We start from the raw sequence: 17,351 nt of genomic DNA on the forward strand, positions 1-17,351 counted from the left end.
AAGGTAAACATTATTATTCACATGCAATTTTGTTTTACGTATAATCTAAGAAACTCTCAAGCAGTTTTAGGTCAAGTTTACGCGTTAAGCGGTATTTTATATTGATAAAATATCAGTTAAATGAGGTTTATTATGAAAATCGGTTTTCATTCTGTGTTACTTGGATTAGCGTCATGTATTGGCATTCAACAATCTGTGATAGCGAGTCCTCCCCCGTCTTCTCACCAATCAATATCAACTGAGTCCGCGGAGGCTTTAAAGCAACAATTTTCAATCGCTTTAGCTAAACAAGAAAAGCAACAAGTTTCGATTTTACAGAAAAAACTCACCGCACTTTTTTCTTTACCTCCTCAATTTCTAGATAACCAGATCCAAATAAGCGAAAAAATCCTTACTCGTATTTTTAAAACAGATAAAAATCTAACCCCTAAATTTCTTGATTACTTATACTTTGAGCCGATAAATACTGGCGATGCTAATTTAATTCAGGAAATGAAGAAAAACTTATTGGTGTCTTTTTTAGCAAATGAGCAGGCAAAAATTTATATTCGTCAAACAGATAATTCGGAGCAATTTGTTCAGGCTTTAATGGAGCGGGGAGCAAAAGCAGATCAAATTATACTATTGTCTTTGAATGCTAAAGATATATTTCAAAAAATGATTGAACAAATGCGCCAAGATTTTCCGAACCAGACTATTTTTCCGATTACTGAAAATCGTGTCAGTTTGATTACTCCTTCTTCTGAAATTAAGCCACGCCTTGCTTTAGCAAATATGATGTTCAATCGCCAATTTAAAGGTGTGGAAGTTGATGATTTCTCGTATTTAGATCAACCTCGAGAAAATTTACAGCACAATAATGATGCAATTCGTTACAAAACCTTTCAAGCAATGCTAGAAGGTTTAAATTAATCCCTTACCAACAGGAGTTTTTATGCTTTTATCCAAAAAATCAGCCACCTTTGCACTCAGTGCATTCGCGATGCTTTTCACTAGTGCAGCTCTTGCCAAAGAGGCACCACAAGCTCACAAAGCTGTGGAATTAAGTATTTTGCACATCAATGATCACCATTCTTATTTAGAACCGCATGAAACACGGATTAATTTAAATGGTCAGCAAACCAAAGTGGATATTGGTGGTTTTTCTGCTGTCAATGCAAAACTTAACGAATTGCGTAAAAAATACAAAAATCCATTAGTATTGCATGCAGGCGATGCCATTACTGGTACGCTTTACTTCACGCTGTTTGGCGGTTCTGCAGATGCAGCTGTCATGAATGCTGGTAATTTCCATTATTTTACTTTAGGTAATCATGAATTTGACGCGGGTAATGAAGGGTTATTAAAACTGCTTGAACCATTAAAAATCCCTGTGCTTTCAGCTAATGTGATTCCTGATAAAAGTTCAATTTTGTATAACAAATGGAAACCTTACGATATTTTCACAGTGGATGGAGAAAAAATTGCCATTATCGGTTTAGATACCGTGAATAAAACAGTGAATTCATCTTCACCGGGTAAGGATGTGAAGTTCTATGATGAAATTGCTACTGCACAAATTATGGCAAATGCGCTAAAACAACAAGGTATTAATAAAATCATTTTACTTTCACATGCAGGAAGTGAAAAAAATATCGAAATTGCTCAAAAAGTAAATGATATTGATGTGATCGTTACTGGCGATTCACATTATTTATACGGAAATGATGAATTACGTGGTTTAAAATTGCCAGTAATCTATGAATATCCACTTGAATTTAAAAATCCAAATGGCGAACCGGTATTTGTAATGGAAGGCTGGGCTTATTCTGCTGTTGTGGGTGATTTAGGTGTTAAATTCAGTCCTGAAGGTATTGCGTCTATTACTCGTAAAATTCCTCACGTGTTAATGAGTTCTCATAAACTTCAAGTGAAAAATTCGGAAGGTAAATGGGCTGAATTAGCTGGCGATGAACGTAAAAAAGCACTTGATACTTTAAAATCAATGAAAAGTATTTCACTTGATGATCACGATGCAAAAACCGATAAGCTTATTGCTAAATATAAAAGTGAAAAAGATCGTTTAGCACAAGAAATTGTGGGCGTTATCACTGGTTCTGCAATGCCGGGTGGTTCAGCAAACCGTATCCCAAATAAAGCAGGATCTAATCCAGAAGGTTCTATTGCAACGCGTTTTATTGCAGAAACAATGTATAACGAACTCAAAACGGTGGATTTAACTATTCAAAATGCTGGCGGTGTACGCGCAGATATTTTACCGGGCAATGTAACCTTTAACGATGCTTATACTTTCTTACCTTTCGGGAATACGTTATATACCTATAAAATGGAAGGTTCGTTAGTGAAACAAGTGCTTGAAGATGCAATGCAATTTGCTTTGGTTGATGGCTCTACAGGCGCATTCCCTTATGGTGCAGGTATTCGTTATGAAGCGAATGAAACACCAAATGCGGAAGGTAAACGTTTAGTGAGTGTTGAAGTCTTGAATAAACAAACCCAACAATGGGAACCGATTGATGATAATAAACGTTATCTCGTTGGTACTAATGCCTATGTAGCTAGCGGTAAAGATGGTTATAAAACTTTTGGTAAATTATTTAACGATCCAAAATATGAAGGCGTTGATACATACTTGCCTGATGCGGAAAGTTTCATTAAATTTATGAAAAAACACCCGCACTTTGAGGCTTACACTTCATCAAATGTGAAATTTAATGCTTCAACTGATGCGTTACCTAAAAAATAAAATTGAAAAATAGACTAAAAATAGCGCGTATTTAACGCGCTATTTTTGTTATAAGTTTGCTGCTTTAAGATGTTATAGATGATAGAGAATCTTGATTATTCCACACCTGAATAGTTTCTCGTGAAAAATAAATTCCCTAGAAAGGTTGAAAAATAGGGTGGTTTATTGCGATAATCTAGACCATTTTTGGGGAGATCTTTCAAGTAGTCAAATTTGTTTTAGGCTGTGTATTTTTGTTAGAAAGATCAATTTTTTATTTCACCTTTAATTTAATTAGAAAAGAACAATGGCGGAAAAACGTAATATTTTTTTAGTGGGGCCAATGGGTGCAGGTAAAAGCACCATCGGTCGTCAATTAGCACAACAGCTTAATATGGATTTTATTGATTCCGATGCCGTGATTGAAGAGCGTACTGGCGCGGATATTAGCTGGATTTTTGATTTGGAAGGTGAAGAAGGCTTCCGTAAGCGTGAAGAACGCATTATTAACGAGCTTACTCAAATGCAAGGCATTGTACTTTCAACGGGTGGTGGCGCAGTGCTTTCTAAAGAGAGTCGTAATTATTTATCTGCACGCGGTATCGTGATTTATTTAGAAACAACGGTGGAAAAACAATTCCAACGTACTCAACGTGATAAAAAACGTCCATTACTCCAAGATGCAGATAATCCTCGTCAAGTGTTGGAAGATTTAGCAAAAATTCGCAATCCGCTTTATGAAGAAATTGCGGACATCACTTTGCCAACCGATGAGCAAAATGCCAAAGTAATGGTAAATCAAATTGTTGATTTAATTGATAATATGAATGGATTGAATGGTGCACTTTAAACACACCTAAGGATAAATTATGCTGTGCGTCAACGTGGAATTGCAAGAGCGTCGCTATCCTATTTTAATTGGTAGCGGATTGTTACAAGATGAACGTAGTTACCCGATTAAACGTGGGGAGCGCGTGATGATTGTAACGAATCCCACGGTCGCACAGTTTTATCTTGATACAGTCATCTATGCGTTAGAAAAACGTGGTTGCGTGGTCGATCATGTTTTATTGCCAGATGGCGAAAAATACAAAACGCTTGAATCTTTAAACTTAATTTTCACCGCGCTTTTGCAAGGTAATCATGGGAGAGATACCACGATTATTGCATTGGGCGGCGGCGTGATTGGCGATGTTGCGGGATTTGCTGCGGCAAGTTATCAGCGAGGTGTGCGTTTAATTCAAATTCCAACCACATTGCTTTCACAAGTGGATTCTTCAGTGGGCGGTAAAACGGCGGTTAATCATGAATTAGGCAAAAATATGATTGGTGCGTTCTATCAGCCATCAATGGTTATTATTGATACGCTCACGCTTAATACGCTTCCTAAACGTGAAGTAAACGCGGGGCTTGCTGAAGTTATCAAATATGGCGCCATTTTAGATTACGAATTTTTTGAATGGCTAGAACAACATATTGATGAACTTGTCGCTTTGCATCCTGAGGCGCTTCAACATTGTATTTCTCGTTGTTGTCAAATTAAAGCGGATGTGGTCGCGAGAGATGAAACAGAAAAGGGCGACCGTGCATTGCTCAATCTTGGGCATACTTTTGGTCATGCCATTGAAACTCACTTAGGTTATGGAAACTGGCTTCATGGCGAAGCTGTTTCAACGGGAATGATGATGGCAGCGGCGCTTTCGGAAGAACTTGGAGATATTTCTATTGCAGATGTGTCTCGCCTTGAAAAATTACTTGCTCGTGCCAATTTGCCCACCGTATCACCGGATACGATGCAGCCGGAGGACTATTTACCGCATATGATGCGTGATAAAAAAGTTCTAGCGGGTAAATTGCGTCTGGTGCTACTCAAATCTCTAGGTCAAGCTTATGTGGCGAATGATACCGATCATACCCTCGTGTTAAACGCAATTCGTCGTTGTACTCAAACGGATTAAGATGTTACGTCCGAAAAAACAATCTTTAAAACCTAAGTTAAAACACCGTCCATTTTTAAAATGGGCGGGGGGGAAATTTCGTTTAACGGACGATATAAATAAAGCCTTTCCAAACAAAAAAAACTGCTTAATTGAGCCATTTGTGGGCGCTGGAGCAGTATTTCTTAATTCTAATTTTGAACGCTATATTTTGGCAGATATCAACCCTGATTTAATCAATCTATTCAATATTGTTAAAGAAAATGTAGAGGGTTATATCGAAGCTTGTAAGCCGATTTTCTTCGCTGATGATGCCAATACACCCAATTATTACTATACCAAACGTCGTCAATTCAATGCTTCTACGAATCCTTTCGAACGTTCGATTATTTTTTTATATTTGAACCGTTTTGGGTTTAACGGATTATGCCGTTATAACAGCAAAAATGAATTTAATGTGCCTTTTGGGGCTTATAAAACTCATTATTTTCCAGAAGATGAATTACGTTATTTCGCTCATAAAGCGCAAAGTGCGGTGTTTTTATGCTGTGATTTTCAAAAAACTTTTGAACTGGCAGATAAAGATTCGGTGATTTATTGCGATCCCCCTTATGCTCCGCTACAACAAGATACTAATTTTACTGGTTATGCGGGGAATGAGTTTGGCCTAGCGCAACAACGTGCTTTGGCTGATTTAGCGAAATCTATACAAAAAGAAAAACAAATTTCGATATTGATCTCGAATCACGATACTAAATTTACGCGTGAAATTTATAATGGTGCTAAATTTAAACGGGTAAAAGTTCAACGTTCTATTAGTCAGAATTCAGAAAAACGCGTAAAAGTGAAAGAATTGATTGCGATATTTGGTGCTCGTAAATAATAAAAATAAACCGCACTTTTGTTAGTGTTCGGTTAGATGACTGTTTTTCTTTAAATCATCCAGCGTATTAAAATTCTCGAAATTTCCTTCTTTTTTTGTAAATTTTACTGAAATCCCGCCATTTTCTTTCATAAATTGTAAAAGACGTCGTTCACCCGATGCTAAATAGTGTCGCAATTTTTCCTTTAGCTGAACAGACATCAAACAAAAAACGGGATGTTCACGTTCCTCATCGCAAGCATAAGCAATTAAAGTGCGGTGATTTTCAACCGCACTTTTGAGTTTATCTAAAAGATTAGTTGGGAAAAAAGGTGTATCACAAGGTGTAAAAAGGATGAAGTCGCTTTTTGTTTTTTCTAGGGCTGTTAGCATGCCACTTAATGGCCCTTGAAAATCGGGCAGTTCATCGGAAAAAACAGGAAAGCCAAATTTTGCATATTCTGTTTGATTTCGGTTAGCGTTAATTGAAATCTGATGAATTTGTGGTTGCAAGCGATGAATAACATGTTGAATTAAAGAGTGTTTACCTAAAATCTGTAATCCTTTATCTTGCCCGTCCATTCTGCGTGCTTTGCCACCAGCCAAAATTACCGCGCTTATTGTAATTGTCATATTTTAATCTATCGTTATTTCAAGTATCATTTGCCTATTTTTTACGATTAAAAAGGAAATAGCAATGAAATGTAAGCGTTTAAATGAAGTTTTGGAACTTTTACAGCCTTATTGGTCTAAAGACCCGGATTTGAGCTTAATGGAAATTTTGCAAAAAATTGCCAATGAATCAGGTTTCCAAAAGCCATTAAATGAATTAACTGATGAAGTGATTATTTATCAGTTAAAAATGGATGGTACCGATAAACATGAGCCAATTCCTGGTCTCAAAAAAGATTACGAAGAAGATTTTAAAACCGCATTGCTCCGTGCTCGCGGTATCATTAAATAAGAAGGAAAGCAAATGAAAAAAGTATTACTTGCGTTAGGTTTAGGCGTCAGCACGCTTATGTCTGTAAATAGTTTTGCCGCAGATTTACAAGAGGGCAAACAATATGTTCAAGTGAGTCAACAGGCTTCACAGCAAAAAGAAGTGATTGAGTTTTTCTCATTCTACTGCCCGCATTGTTACGCCTTTGAAATGGAATACAAAATTCCACAACAAGTCGCAGATGCTTTACCAAAAGACGTGAAATTTAAACAATATCATGTGAATTTCTTAGGTCGCCAGTCTGAAAACTTAACGCGTGCTTGGGCGTTAGCAATGGCATTGGGGGCAGAAAGTAAAGTAAAGGCACCATTATTTGAAGCGGCCCAAAAGGATGCTTTGAAATCAATGGATGATATTCGAGCTATTTTCTTATCGAATGGTATAACTGCCGAGCAATTTGATGGTGGCATTAATAGTTTTGCAGTGAATGGTTTAGTCAATAAACAAGTAAACGCCGCAGAACAATTTAAAGTACGTGGCGTACCTGATTTTTATGTCAATGGTAAATTCCGTGTAAACCCTGAAGGGTTAAATTACGATGATTTCGTGAAAGATTATGTTGAAACTGTAAAAGGTTTATTGCAAAAATAACGAAAAATTGGTTTAATGCCTGCCCTATTTTGTAAATATTAACGAAAGAAGAGAGAATATTATGGCTGCAAGTTTTATCGTAACGCGTCGTTTCTTTGACGACAAAAACTACCCACGTGGTTTTTCCCGTCACGGTGATTACACAATCAAAGAATCACAGGTGCTTGAGCAATATGGCCAAGCGTTCAAAGCATTAGACTTAGGGGAACGTGAGCCAGCGACTAAAGAAGAAAAAGATTTCGTCGCTTTTTGCCGTGGTGAGCGCGCAGCAGAGACTTTCTTTGAAAAAACTTGGAATAAATATCGTACTCGTATTAACACTAAAAAACGTGTTTACACCTTATCTGGTGATGTGAGTGAAGCTGCCTCTGGCGGTGAAGATTATTCCGGCGAATAAGAGACGTTAAATAAGGCAGGCGGAAGTCTGCCTTTTGTTTTTGAATAGCTTGTGAAATCACGCTTAATTCACGGCTGATAATTTTATTCTCCTATCTTTGTATGAACGATTCGTCTTCATACACCCTATGAATACTAATTTCTATGCAATTACCGATTTCTCAATACACCGAACTCCTGCAAAAAAAACACGAAAAACTGACCGCACTTTTGCGCCCTTTTAACGCACCTGAAATTCAAGTTTTCGATTCACCAACTTCTCATTATCGGATGCGTACGGAGTTTCGTATTTGGCACGAGCAAGATGATTTTTACCACATTATGTTTGATCAGGCGACCAAACAACGTTATCGCATTGATGAATTCCCTATCGCAAGCGAACTCATTAATCGCATGATGCAAACCCTGTTGCCTTTATTAAAAACGCAAGATGTATTACACAAAAAACTGTTCCAAATTGATTATCTCAGCACCCTGAGCAACAAAATCATCGTGAGCCTGTTGTATCACAAACCACTTACTGAAGAATGGGAAAGTGCAGCAAAAAATTTGAAAGAAAAATTGACCGCACTTGGCTTTGATGTGCAGCTTATCGGACGTGCCAGCAAACAAAAAATCTGCTTAGATCAAGATTATGTGGATGAGGTTTTACCTGTGAATGGCAGAAATTATGTTTATCGCCAAGTCGAGAATAGTTTTACCCAGCCAAACGCAACGGTAAACTGCAAAATGCTTGAATGGGCAATTGATTGTACTCAAAATAGCGAAGGTGATTTATTAGAACTTTACTGCGGTAATGGTAATTTTTCTATCGCACTTGCACAAAATTTCCGTAAGGTATTAGCAACAGAAATCGCAAAACCTTCCGTAGCCGCTGCACAGTTTAATATAGCTGAAAATAAAGTCGATAATTTACAAATTATCCGTATGTCGGCAGAAGAATTTACGCAGGCTATGAATGGGGTTCGAGCCTTTAATCGCTTGAAAGGAATTGATTTAAAATCTTATGAATGTAATACCATTTTTGTCGATCCACCTCGCGCAGGGCTTGATCCTGATACAGTGAAACTTGTACAAAATTACGATCGCATTTTGTATATTTCCTGTAATCCACATACGCTGTGCGATAATCTTGTTGAACTATCAAAAACGCACCGCATTGAAAAAGCGGCGTTATTTGACCAATTCCCTTACACTGACCACATGGAAAGCGGCGTATGGCTTATTCGCAAGTAGGTATTCAACTAATTTCTGAATCTTCAGAAAAAACATTAGCAGAATTGACCGCACTTTGTGCTGAACATCATATTATTCATAATGAACAAAGCCCACTTGCACTTGTTCAAACCGATGAGCGTTTAGAACTTCGTAAACTAGATGAACCTAAACTCGGGGCGGTTTATGTTGATTTTGTAGGTGGCACTATGGCTCATCGTCGTAAATTCGGTGGGGGGCGTGGTGAAGCTGTAGCGAAAGCGGTAGGGATTAAAGGTTCGGAATTGCCAACGGTTATTGATGCCACAGCAGGTCTAGGGCGCGATGCCTTTGTGCTAGCCTCGATTGGCTGCCAAGTTCGTTTAGTAGAACGTCATCCTGTTGTTTTTTTACTTCTACAAGATGGTTTAAATCGTGCTTATCAAGATGAAGAAATCGGCGAGATGTTGCAACAAAATTTGCGCTTGCTGAATGTTCAGCATATTAATGAACTAGATCCTAATACCGATTATGCCGATGTGGTTTATCTCGATCCAATGTATCCGCATAAACAAAAATCTGCGTTAGTAAAAAAAGAAATGCGCATATTCCAGCATTTAGTTGGAGCAGATTTAGATGCCGATGAATTACTTTTACCTGCACTACAACTCGCTAAAAAACGTGTGGTCGTGAAGCGTCCTGACTATGCAGAGTTTCTTTATGGAAAACAACCGCACTTTAGCCGTGAAACGAAAAATCATCGCTTTGATATTTATATGGGAGCATCACAATGCTAAGAGAAAGTGCCGTTGTTATTAGCTATGAAAATGGCATTGCCAAAGTGAAATGCCAATCTCAAAGTGCCTGTGGACAATGCGCTGCTAAAAACAGTTGTGGAACATCAAGCCTTTCCGAATTAAACGGCAAACGTGGCGAGCATATTTTTAATGTGGACACATTAATGCCATTACGCGAAGGTCAAATTGTTGAAATTGGATTAGAAGAAAAGTCAATATTGTTGTCGGCATTATTGATGTATGTTGTACCGCTTTTGACCTTATTGATTGCGACGATGTTGTCTGATTACATCAGCCACAATGAAATCTTGCGTGCAATTTTAATCTTTGGATTAACCGCACTTTCTTTCATTTTTGTAAAATCTTCCAGCAGAAAATTAGGGCAGCAAACAGAGTTTCAGCCTGTTTTATTGCGCATATTATCTTAAGTTTTGATTCGCTTTTTATTATTTCTGCGATCTAGATCGCAAACTATAAAGTTAGTTGAGTAATTCTCTTCTATTTCAGCAAAATATCTCTTTTATTCATCGGAGAAATTATGCTGAATTTATTTAAATTACCCATTGAGAAAAGTTCTTTAGAGGCTTGGTCAAAACTTAGTGATGATGTGGCAAAAGTTGCTATTCTAGCAATGCCTGTTATACTTTATGGCGAGCAACCGCTTTTCCTAAAAGGATTAAATATGAGTTTTTTGCTCATTATTGCTTATGTTTGTCTCTTGATGGGGCGTAAATTTCGTCAATTAGTGGAGGGAAAATAATATGTGGCTTACTATAGGGCTTGGCATTGTTGCTCTTCTTGCTATCGGCGGACTTATTTTTGCCAATTATGTAGCAAAACATTCTTAATTTATTAACCCCGATCTTTCGGGGTTTTCCATATCTAAAGTGCGGTTATTTTTATGAACAATCATATTCCTTTACTTGGAATTACCGGTTATAGCGGTAGTGGTAAAACAACATTATTAGAAAAACTTATCCCAGAACTTATCACTCGTCACATTCGCGTTTCAGTGATTAAACATAGCCATCACAATATGCAAGTTGATAAGGAAGGAAAAGATAGTTGGCGTATGAAAGAGGCGGGTTCTTCTCAAGTCATTTTAGCGAATGATGAACGCTGGGCGATAATGACGGAAACGCCAAAACCTGTTTCATTGGATTATTTAGCACAACAATTTGACCGCACTTTAACTGATTTAGTGTTGGTGGAAGGCTTTAAACAAGAGCCAATTCCAAAGATTTTGCTTCATCGTCAGGAAATGACAAAACCTTTACCCGAAATTGACGAATATGTGCTCGCAGTTGCAACGAATTATCCCCTTGAAATTGACCGCACTTTGTTGGATATTAACCGCATTCCGCAAATTGCCGATTTTATTGAAAATTGGTTGCACCATTTTCACGGAGCACGATGACTGAATCCAATGCCTATCGCGGTTTAGCTTGGGTAGCAGCAATGGCGCTTTTTATGCAAAGCCTAGATGCTACCATTCTTAATACTGCCTTACCAGCGATATCCTCCGATTTACATAAGCCCGCCTTTGAAATGCAAATGGCGATTATTGCTTATTCTTTAGCCGTTGCATTATTTATTCCTCTTACCGCTTGGGCTGCGGCAAAATTTGGGACATTAGCCGTTTTTCGAGGGGCAGTTTTCACGTTTATTTTAGGTTCTATTGCTTGTGCTGCAGCCCCTAATTTAGAAAGTTTAATCTTAGCCAGAGTGATTCAAGGGATAGGCGGTGCCTTTATGATGCCAGTGGCGCGTTTAGCTATTATTCAAGCTGTCCCTAAACAACAATTAGTGAATGCTTGGAATTTAATGGCAACTGCAGGTTTGATTGGGCCAATTCTAGGGCCTATTTTAGGTGGATGGTTAGTCATTCACGCCAGCTGGCACTGGATTTTTTTAATTAATATTCCAATTGGTGCACTAGGAATTTTGGCATCGGGCAGCGTGATGAGTAATATCAAAGGCGAAGCAGAGAAACTAGATTGGACAGGTTTTTTACTGTTTGCATTAGGGTTAGTCGGCATCACACTTGGTTTGGATTTACTCGGTGAAAGCCATCATAGTGCAATTACAACCTATAGCGTATTAGTTGTCGGTGTTCTGTTACTCGTGGCGTATTGTAGCTATGCCAAAAACAATGAAGATGCCATTTTACCTTTATCCCTTTTCCGCACTCGTACATTCAGATTAGGCATTATTGCCAATATTTTTATCCGATTATCTGCATCTGGCGTTCCCTTTTTATTGCCTTTGATGTTTCAATTATCTTTCGGTTACAGCGCTGAAATGTCAGGCTGGCTATTAGCACCAATTGCGTTAATTTCTGTGATTTTGAAAATATTAATTGGACGAATTCTAAATCGTTGGGGCTATAAAACAACGCTAATTTCATCCGCACTTTTGATGGCGGGATCTGTGATTTCAATGGCTTGGTTAGATCAACAAAGTTCTCTGATTTGGATTATTTGTAATCTTATGTGGTATGGCGCTTGCATGTCGATAATTTTCACTTCAATCAATACGTTGACTGTAGGAGATCTTTCAAAACAACAGGCAGGCACAGGTTCTACAGTATTAAGTATTGTGCAGCAAGTTGGGATTGGATTTGGTATTGCTATTTCATCGATAATTCTAAATCTTTATAGACATTTCTTTAGCGCGAGTGATGGCTTACAACAGGCATTTAGCTATACTTTCTTAACCTCATCACTTTTTGCAATCGCCTTAGTTTGGTCGCTTATGAAATTACATAAAAATGATGGCGATCATTTACGGAAGAATCCTTAGATTAATTTGTTATAATCCATAGAATTTTTTTATTTAAAAAAAGCGACATTTGCTTATATCTTATTAAACATTTATTTTAGATAGGATTTATCTAGCATCCTGGTTATATAGTAATGTTCGAATAAATCCCTGCCAACAAAGTGAGGAACTATCATGAAGCTAAAAACAACACTAACTCTTGCAGCTGCAACACTTGTATTAGCAGCTTGCGATCAATCAGGTTCAGCAAATAAACCGACCGCACAAGCTGAAACCAAATCTGCATCTAACAATACTTTCGTTTACTGTACAGCAAAAGCACCTTTAGGGTTTAGCCCTGCACTTGTAATAGAGGGAACATCTTATAATGCCAGTTCACAACAAGTGTATAACCGCTTAGTTGAATTTAAAAAAGGATCAACAGATATAGAACCAGCCTTAGCTGAAAGCTGGGAAATCAGCGATGATGGTTTAACTTATACATTCCATTTAAGAAAAGGTGTTAAATTCCATACAACAAAAGAATTTACCCCAACACGTGATTTTAATGCGGATGATGTTGTTTTTTCATTCCAACGTCAGTTAGATCCAAATCATCCATATCACAATGTATCTAAGGGGACTTATCCATATTTCAAAGCAATGAAATTTCCTGAGTTGTTGAAATCAGTGGAGAAAGTAGATGACAACACAATTCGTATTACCTTGAACAAAAAAGATGCGACTTTCTTGGCAAGTTTAGGCATGGATTTTATTTCTATTTATTCCGCAGAATATGCGGATGCAATGCTGAAAGCAGGTAAGCCAGAAACAATTGATAATCGCCCAGTGGGAACGGGTCCATTTGTTTTTGTTGATTACAAAACGGATCAAGCTGCTCAATATGTAGCAAACGAAAACTATTGGAAGGGTAGAACGCCATTGGATCGTTTAGTCATTAACATTGTGCCAGATGCGACAACACGTTATGCAAAATTACAGGCTGGCTCTTGTGATTTAATTTTATTCCCGAATGTAGCGGATTTAGCCAAAATGAAAACAGATCCAAAAGTACAACTTTTGGAACAAAAAGGTTTGAACGTGGCGTATATCGCATTCAATACCGAAAAAGCACCATTTGATAATGTCAAAGTTCGTCAAGCACTGAACTACGCAGTGGATAAAAAAGCGATTATTGAAGCGGTTTACCAAGGCGCAGGTACACCAGCTAAAAATCCACTTCCTCCAACAATTTGGAGTTACAACGATGAAGTTCAAGATTATCCGTATGATCCAGAAAAAGCAAAACAACTTTTAGCAGAAGCGGGTTACCCAAATGGTTTTGAAACTGATTTTTGGATTCAACCTGTTGTACGTGCATCTAACCCAAATCCAAAACGTATGGCTGAACTTATTATGGCGGACTGGGCAAAAGTTGGTGTAAAAACTAACCCAGTTACCTATGAATGGGCGGATTACCAAAAACGTGCGAAAGCTGGTGAATTAACTGCAGGTATCTTTGGTTGGTCAGGTGATAATGGTGACCCTGATAACTTCTTATCTCCATTATTGGCAAGTTCAAACGCGGGTAATTCCAATATGGCTCGTTTTAAAAATCCAGAATTTGATGCATTACTAGATAAAGCAATCGGATTAACAAATAAGGAAGAACGCACCGCACTTTATAAACAAGCACAAGTTATCATTCATAATCAAGCACCTTGGATTCCAGTGGCGCATTCTGTTGGTTTTGCACCGCTTAGTCCACGCGTAAAAGGCTATGTACAAAGCCCATTTGGCTACGATGCTTTCTATGGCGTGAGTGTTGATGGTAAATAATTAATACCATTTCAGTTTTTTAGGCCCTTATTTCGTAAGGGTCTTTTTATTTATATGATTCTAATTTAACTAATTTAAAAGATTAACCTGCTCTAAAAATTCTTCTTCTGTTAATACTGTAATACTTAGTTCCTGCGCTTTGGTGAGTTTAGAGCCAGCTGAGTCACCCGCGATGACAAAATCCGTTTTGCTGGAAACAGAACCGCTTACTTTTGCGCCTAGCTGTTGTAGTAATGCTTTTGCTTCGTTGCGACCCATTTGAGTGAGAGTGCCAGTGAGGACGACGGTTTTATCTTTGAATAAGTTTTCACTGGCTTCTTTTACTTCCACGGTTTTCCAATGTATGCCTTGTGCGATTAAATCCTCAACAACGGCAACATTATGCGCTTCACGCCAGAATACAAAAATTCTGTTTGCCACGACTTCACCTACATCAGGCACTTGTTGAAGTTGCTCAAGATCAGCGGCTTTAAGGGCATCTAAGGTTTTGAAGTGATTCGCAAGATTCAATGCAGTGGCTTCGCCTACTTCACGTATGCCTAAAGCAAAAATAAAGCGAGCAAGAGTCGTGCTTTTGGCTTTCTCAAGACTATTGAGAGCGTTTTCTGCAGATTTTGCGCCCATTCTTTCTAAGCGTGTGAGAGTAGTTAAATCAAGTTTAAATAAGTCCGCTGGTGTATGAATCAGTTCTCGATCGACTAATTGTTCTATTAATTTTCCGCCCACACCATCAATATCCATGGCTTTACGAGACACGAAATGTTTTAGCTCCTCTTTGCGTTGTGCTGCACAGAATAATCCTCCTGTACAGCGTGCTACAGCTTCCCCTTCAATACGAATAATTTGAGAGTCGCACACTGGGCAATTTGTCGGGAAAATGATTGGTTTAGCATTATTAGGGCGACGTTCATGTAATACACCGATGATTTGTGGGATTACATCCCCTGCTCGGCGAATGACAACAGTATCGCCAATAGCAATATTTAAGCGTTCAATTTCATCACCATTGTGTAAGGTGGCATTGCTTACTGTAACACCTGCAACAAACACTGGTTCTAATTTAGCGACTGGGGTGATTGCTCCCGTTCGACCTACTTGGAATTCAACATCATTCAAGACAGTTAATTCTTCTTGAGCGGGGAACTTATAAGCAATCGCCCAACGAGGTGCTTTAGAAATAAATCCTAGCTCATTTTGTAAGGCTATATCATTGATTTTTAATACTGTTCCATCAATGTCATAACCCAGCGATCTTCGTTTATTTTGAATATCTCGGTAAAAATCTAAAACTTCATTCGTACCATTACATAAACGAATTTCTGGATTCACTGGAATACCGATAGATTTTAGCCATTGCAAACGAGCATAATGAGTACTTGGTAGTTCAACGCCTTCAGCAATCCCAATGCCATAAGCATTTAATACCAATGGGCGTTTACTTGTAATATTAGGATCAAGCTGGCGCAAAGAACCTGCCGCCGCATTACGAGGGTTAGCAAAAGTTTTTTCACCATGTTCTAGTGCATATTCATTTAAACGCTCAAATCCTACATGTGGCATAAAAACTTCGCCCCGCACTTCTAAACGCTCTGGAGGATTGTCTGTTAGAAGTTGTAATGGAATATTACGAATAGTACGGATATTGGCTGTAATATCTTCTCCTGTGGTGCCATCACCACGAGTGGCAGCTTGGGTGAGAATGCCATTTACATACAAAATACTCACGGCTAAACCATCAAGTTTAGGTTCACAACAGAAGGTAAGCGGTTTGGGTAACACGATTAAACGATCTTCAATGCGCTTTACAAAGGCATTGAATTCTTCATCAGAAAAAGCATTATCCAAAGAGAGCATAGGAATTTCATGACGAATTTGGCTAAACCCAGAAAGTGGTTTTGCACCCACACGTTGAGTTGGGGAATCTGAAGTAAGAAATTCAGGATGCTCTAGCTCTAACGCTTTTAGCTGATGAAAGAGCCGATCATATTCGCTATCAGGTACGGTTGGATTATCTAGAACGTGGTATTCGTATTCATATTGGCGCAAGGTTTTGCGTAGATTGTCTATTTGAGTTTGAATATTTGTCATAAAATTCTCGGGGAAAAATGACCGCACTTTTTGTTTGTTTAGAGTGAAAATAGACAGGCGTAAAGCCTGTCTCAATAAAGATAAAAGTGCGGTAAATTTAAGATATGAATTTACACGTGAGCAAGATAGGTTTGCTCTGCATTTTCATCAAAGATTTCTTGTTCTTCAGTAAGCACGATGCCTTGTAAATCTTCGGCTAATGTATGTGCTGCGCGGATCATCATTCGTAAATTAGCGAGATTATTACCTGGTGATGGCAGTTGCATAAAGAATACAATTCCCATCGTGCTAAAATCCACTAAGTTGTAAGCATCGAATGTTCCTGGTTGCTCTAAATTTGCCACGCTAAAGAGAACGGGGCTTGCCACACTTAAATCTAAGTGACGGTGATACATCTCATCCTCACCCAAGATAAACCCTAAGTTTTCAAGTGCTTGTACTAATTTTGCACCGTTAAATTGGTCGCTAGATTTTGGAATAAGATAAAGTTGAATATAGCCAGTTTTTTGTTTAGGTTTAGTTGTAGTTTCTGCTTTTGGTTCATTAAAAGATACGTTGTAGTCCACTTGACGTTCTTCGTGAGCTAATTCCGCAAGTTGCGCTCTTAATTCTGGAGATGATGAATTAATTCCATCGAAACTAGCATTTTGGCTTTGTTCTTCAATTTGTTCCAATGTCATATTCGCAACGCTATTTGATGTCGGCATATCATATTGTGGTTGAGTCGGCTTTAACGGCTCAGAACGATGATTTCCCATATCATAAACAGGTTGAACATTTGGAATCGAAATCTTAATGTCATCGACGCTTTTTTCACTTTGTCTATAATCAACAGGTTCTTGATTCACAGCTGCATTAGGCATGACTTGATGACGAATTGGTGCGTTTGCTTGCGCTGTAGTGACATGAGACAAATTAGCATTTGTTGGTTGCGTTTCTTCTTGCGTATGGGATCTTTGCACATGAGAAGTGCGGTCAAATTTATTGGCTTTATCAAAATATTTTGATTTCTCACGACGATTTGACCATAATCCGTGCACGATTAAGGCAACAAGTGCCAAAATGCCCACAATAATCAAAATTGTATTTAAATCCATCTTTATTCCTTACGCGTGCTAGTCCTGCGAGAATGCTATTAATAGCACTAATTCTACCATAT

General features: G+C 38.2%; 18 protein-coding genes. 15 read left to right on the top strand and 3 right to left on the bottom strand.

The features are described 5' to 3' along the window. The first annotated feature begins 132 nt into the window (after positions 1-132). From GG9_RS05175 to GG9_RS05155, 5 genes are all read left to right on the top strand, one after another. Positions 133-912, top strand: coding sequence for a hypothetical protein (locus GG9_RS05175; protein ID WP_005631107.1), 780 nt, complete (start codon positions 133-135; stop codon positions 910-912). Between the two features lie 22 nt (positions 913-934). Beyond that, entirely contained in the window at positions 935-2,746 is a 1,812-nt protein-coding gene (gene nadN, locus GG9_RS05170; protein WP_005631109.1) for an NAD nucleotidase, read from the top strand. Between the two features lie 286 nt (positions 2,747-3,032). Then, a complete protein-coding gene (gene aroK, locus GG9_RS05165) occupies positions 3,033-3,575 on the top strand; it encodes a shikimate kinase AroK (RefSeq protein WP_005631111.1) in 543 nt (180 codons plus the stop codon). A 19-nt stretch (positions 3,576-3,594) separates the two neighbouring features. Further along, a complete protein-coding gene (gene aroB / locus GG9_RS05160; RefSeq protein ID WP_005631113.1) occupies positions 3,595-4,683 on the top strand; it encodes a 3-dehydroquinate synthase in 1,089 nt (362 codons plus the stop codon). Position 4,684: 1 nt separating this feature from the next. Then, positions 4,685-5,545 carry a Dam family site-specific DNA-(adenine-N6)-methyltransferase gene (locus GG9_RS05155; RefSeq protein ID WP_005631116.1) on the top strand — a complete coding sequence of 287 codons (861 nt, stop codon included), beginning with the start codon at positions 4,685-4,687 and terminating at the stop codon, positions 5,543-5,545. 21 nt (positions 5,546-5,566) lie between these two features. On the opposite strand, the gene mobA is transcribed toward GG9_RS05155, so the two are convergent. Then, positions 5,567-6,157, bottom strand: coding sequence for a molybdenum cofactor guanylyltransferase MobA (gene mobA / locus GG9_RS05150; RefSeq protein ID WP_005631118.1), 591 nt, complete (start codon positions 6,155-6,157; stop codon positions 5,567-5,569). Between the two features lie 64 nt (positions 6,158-6,221). Here mobA and GG9_RS05145 point away from each other — a divergent pair, with 64 nt between their 5' ends. The 10 genes from GG9_RS05145 (at position 6,222) to GG9_RS05100 (ending at position 14,104) form a co-directional block, all read left to right on the top strand. Further along, on the top strand, positions 6,222-6,488 hold the full coding sequence (locus GG9_RS05145) for a YihD family protein (protein ID WP_005631120.1): 267 nt from the start codon (positions 6,222-6,224) through the stop codon (positions 6,486-6,488). A 12-nt stretch (positions 6,489-6,500) separates the two neighbouring features. Further along, a complete protein-coding gene (gene dsbA / locus GG9_RS05140) occupies positions 6,501-7,118 on the top strand; it encodes a thiol:disulfide interchange protein DsbA (RefSeq protein ID WP_005631122.1) in 618 nt (205 codons plus the stop codon). Between the two features lie 61 nt (positions 7,119-7,179). Continuing rightward, positions 7,180-7,515, top strand: a complete 336-nt coding sequence (locus GG9_RS05135) for a MaoP family protein (protein WP_005631125.1) — start codon at positions 7,180-7,182, stop codon at positions 7,513-7,515. Positions 7,516-7,658: 143 nt separating this feature from the next. Continuing rightward, the gene (gene trmA / locus GG9_RS05130) at positions 7,659-8,750 is read left to right on the top strand and encodes a tRNA (uridine(54)-C5)-methyltransferase TrmA (RefSeq protein WP_005631126.1); all 1,092 of its coding nucleotides are present in this window, start codon (positions 7,659-7,661) and stop codon (positions 8,748-8,750) included. Continuing rightward, the gene (locus GG9_RS05125) at positions 8,732-9,505 is read left to right on the top strand and encodes a class I SAM-dependent methyltransferase (protein WP_005631128.1); all 774 of its coding nucleotides are present in this window, start codon (positions 8,732-8,734) and stop codon (positions 9,503-9,505) included. Before trmA ends, GG9_RS05125 begins: the two co-directional genes overlap by 19 nt. Further along, entirely contained in the window at positions 9,499-9,933 is a 435-nt protein-coding gene (locus tag GG9_RS05120; protein ID WP_005631130.1) for a SoxR reducing system RseC family protein, read from the top strand. Before GG9_RS05125 ends, GG9_RS05120 begins: the two co-directional genes overlap by 7 nt. A gap of 110 nt (positions 9,934-10,043) precedes the next feature. Then, positions 10,044-10,265, top strand: coding sequence for a hypothetical protein (locus GG9_RS05115; protein WP_005631132.1), 222 nt, complete (start codon positions 10,044-10,046; stop codon positions 10,263-10,265). Positions 10,266-10,406: 141 nt separating this feature from the next. Then, a complete protein-coding gene (gene mobB / locus GG9_RS05110) occupies positions 10,407-10,922 on the top strand; it encodes a molybdopterin-guanine dinucleotide biosynthesis protein MobB (RefSeq protein ID WP_005631135.1) in 516 nt (171 codons plus the stop codon). Continuing rightward, positions 10,919-12,307, top strand: coding sequence for an MDR family MFS transporter (locus GG9_RS05105; RefSeq protein WP_005631137.1), 1,389 nt, complete (start codon positions 10,919-10,921; stop codon positions 12,305-12,307). Before mobB ends, GG9_RS05105 begins: the two co-directional genes overlap by 4 nt. A 153-nt stretch (positions 12,308-12,460) precedes the next feature. Then, the gene (locus GG9_RS05100; protein ID WP_005631140.1) at positions 12,461-14,104 is read left to right on the top strand and encodes an ABC transporter substrate-binding protein; all 1,644 of its coding nucleotides are present in this window, start codon (positions 12,461-12,463) and stop codon (positions 14,102-14,104) included. Between the two features lie 69 nt (positions 14,105-14,173). Here GG9_RS05100 and ligA read toward each other — a convergent pair whose 3' ends face one another. Both ligA and zipA read right to left on the bottom strand, forming a co-directional pair. Further along, complete coding sequence (ligA, locus tag GG9_RS05095) at positions 14,174-16,192, bottom strand: NAD-dependent DNA ligase LigA (protein WP_005631143.1); 2,019 nt, start codon at positions 16,190-16,192, stop codon at positions 14,174-14,176. 110 nt (positions 16,193-16,302) lie between these two features. Continuing rightward, complete coding sequence (gene zipA / locus GG9_RS05090) at positions 16,303-17,289, bottom strand: cell division protein ZipA (RefSeq protein ID WP_005631145.1); 987 nt, start codon at positions 17,287-17,289, stop codon at positions 16,303-16,305. Between the last annotated feature and the right edge of the window lie 62 nt (positions 17,290-17,351).

The organism is Haemophilus haemolyticus M19501 (genome assembly GCF_000222025.1).
GTDB lineage: Bacteria > Pseudomonadota > Gammaproteobacteria > Enterobacterales > Pasteurellaceae > Haemophilus > Haemophilus haemolyticus_G.

Bases quoted from the DNA above. Each gene is read 5' to 3' on its own strand.
- GG9_RS05120 (WP_005631130.1), top strand. From the start codon at position 9,499: ATGCTAAGAGAAAGTGCCGTTGTTATTAGCTATGAAAATGGCATTGCC.
- GG9_RS05155 (WP_005631116.1), top strand. From the start codon at position 4,685: ATGTTACGTCCGAAAAAACAATCTTTAAAACCTAAGTTAAAACACCGT.
- aroB (WP_005631113.1), top strand. From the start codon at position 3,595: ATGCTGTGCGTCAACGTGGAATTGCAAGAGCGTCGCTATCCTATTTTA.
- GG9_RS05135 (WP_005631125.1), top strand. From the start codon at position 7,180: ATGGCTGCAAGTTTTATCGTAACGCGTCGTTTCTTTGACGACAAAAAC.
- nadN (WP_005631109.1), top strand. From the start codon at position 935: ATGCTTTTATCCAAAAAATCAGCCACCTTTGCACTCAGTGCATTCGCG.
- GG9_RS05125 (WP_005631128.1), top strand. From the start codon at position 8,732: ATGGCTTATTCGCAAGTAGGTATTCAACTAATTTCTGAATCTTCAGAA.
- zipA (WP_005631145.1), bottom strand. From the start codon at position 17,289: ATGGATTTAAATACAATTTTGATTATTGTGGGCATTTTGGCACTTGTT.
- trmA (WP_005631126.1), top strand. From the start codon at position 7,659: ATGCAATTACCGATTTCTCAATACACCGAACTCCTGCAAAAAAAACAC.
- dsbA (WP_005631122.1), top strand. From the start codon at position 6,501: ATGAAAAAAGTATTACTTGCGTTAGGTTTAGGCGTCAGCACGCTTATG.
- GG9_RS05145 (WP_005631120.1), top strand. From the start codon at position 6,222: ATGAAATGTAAGCGTTTAAATGAAGTTTTGGAACTTTTACAGCCTTAT.
- GG9_RS05100 (WP_005631140.1), top strand. From the start codon at position 12,461: ATGAAGCTAAAAACAACACTAACTCTTGCAGCTGCAACACTTGTATTA.
- ligA (WP_005631143.1), bottom strand. From the start codon at position 16,192: ATGACAAATATTCAAACTCAAATAGACAATCTACGCAAAACCTTGCGC.
- GG9_RS05115 (WP_005631132.1), top strand. From the start codon at position 10,044: ATGCTGAATTTATTTAAATTACCCATTGAGAAAAGTTCTTTAGAGGCT.
- aroK (WP_005631111.1), top strand. From the start codon at position 3,033: ATGGCGGAAAAACGTAATATTTTTTTAGTGGGGCCAATGGGTGCAGGT.
- mobA (WP_005631118.1), bottom strand. From the start codon at position 6,157: ATGACAATTACAATAAGCGCGGTAATTTTGGCTGGTGGCAAAGCACGC.
- mobB (WP_005631135.1), top strand. From the start codon at position 10,407: ATGAACAATCATATTCCTTTACTTGGAATTACCGGTTATAGCGGTAGT.
- GG9_RS05105 (WP_005631137.1), top strand. From the start codon at position 10,919: ATGACTGAATCCAATGCCTATCGCGGTTTAGCTTGGGTAGCAGCAATG.
- GG9_RS05175 (WP_005631107.1), top strand. From the start codon at position 133: ATGAAAATCGGTTTTCATTCTGTGTTACTTGGATTAGCGTCATGTATT.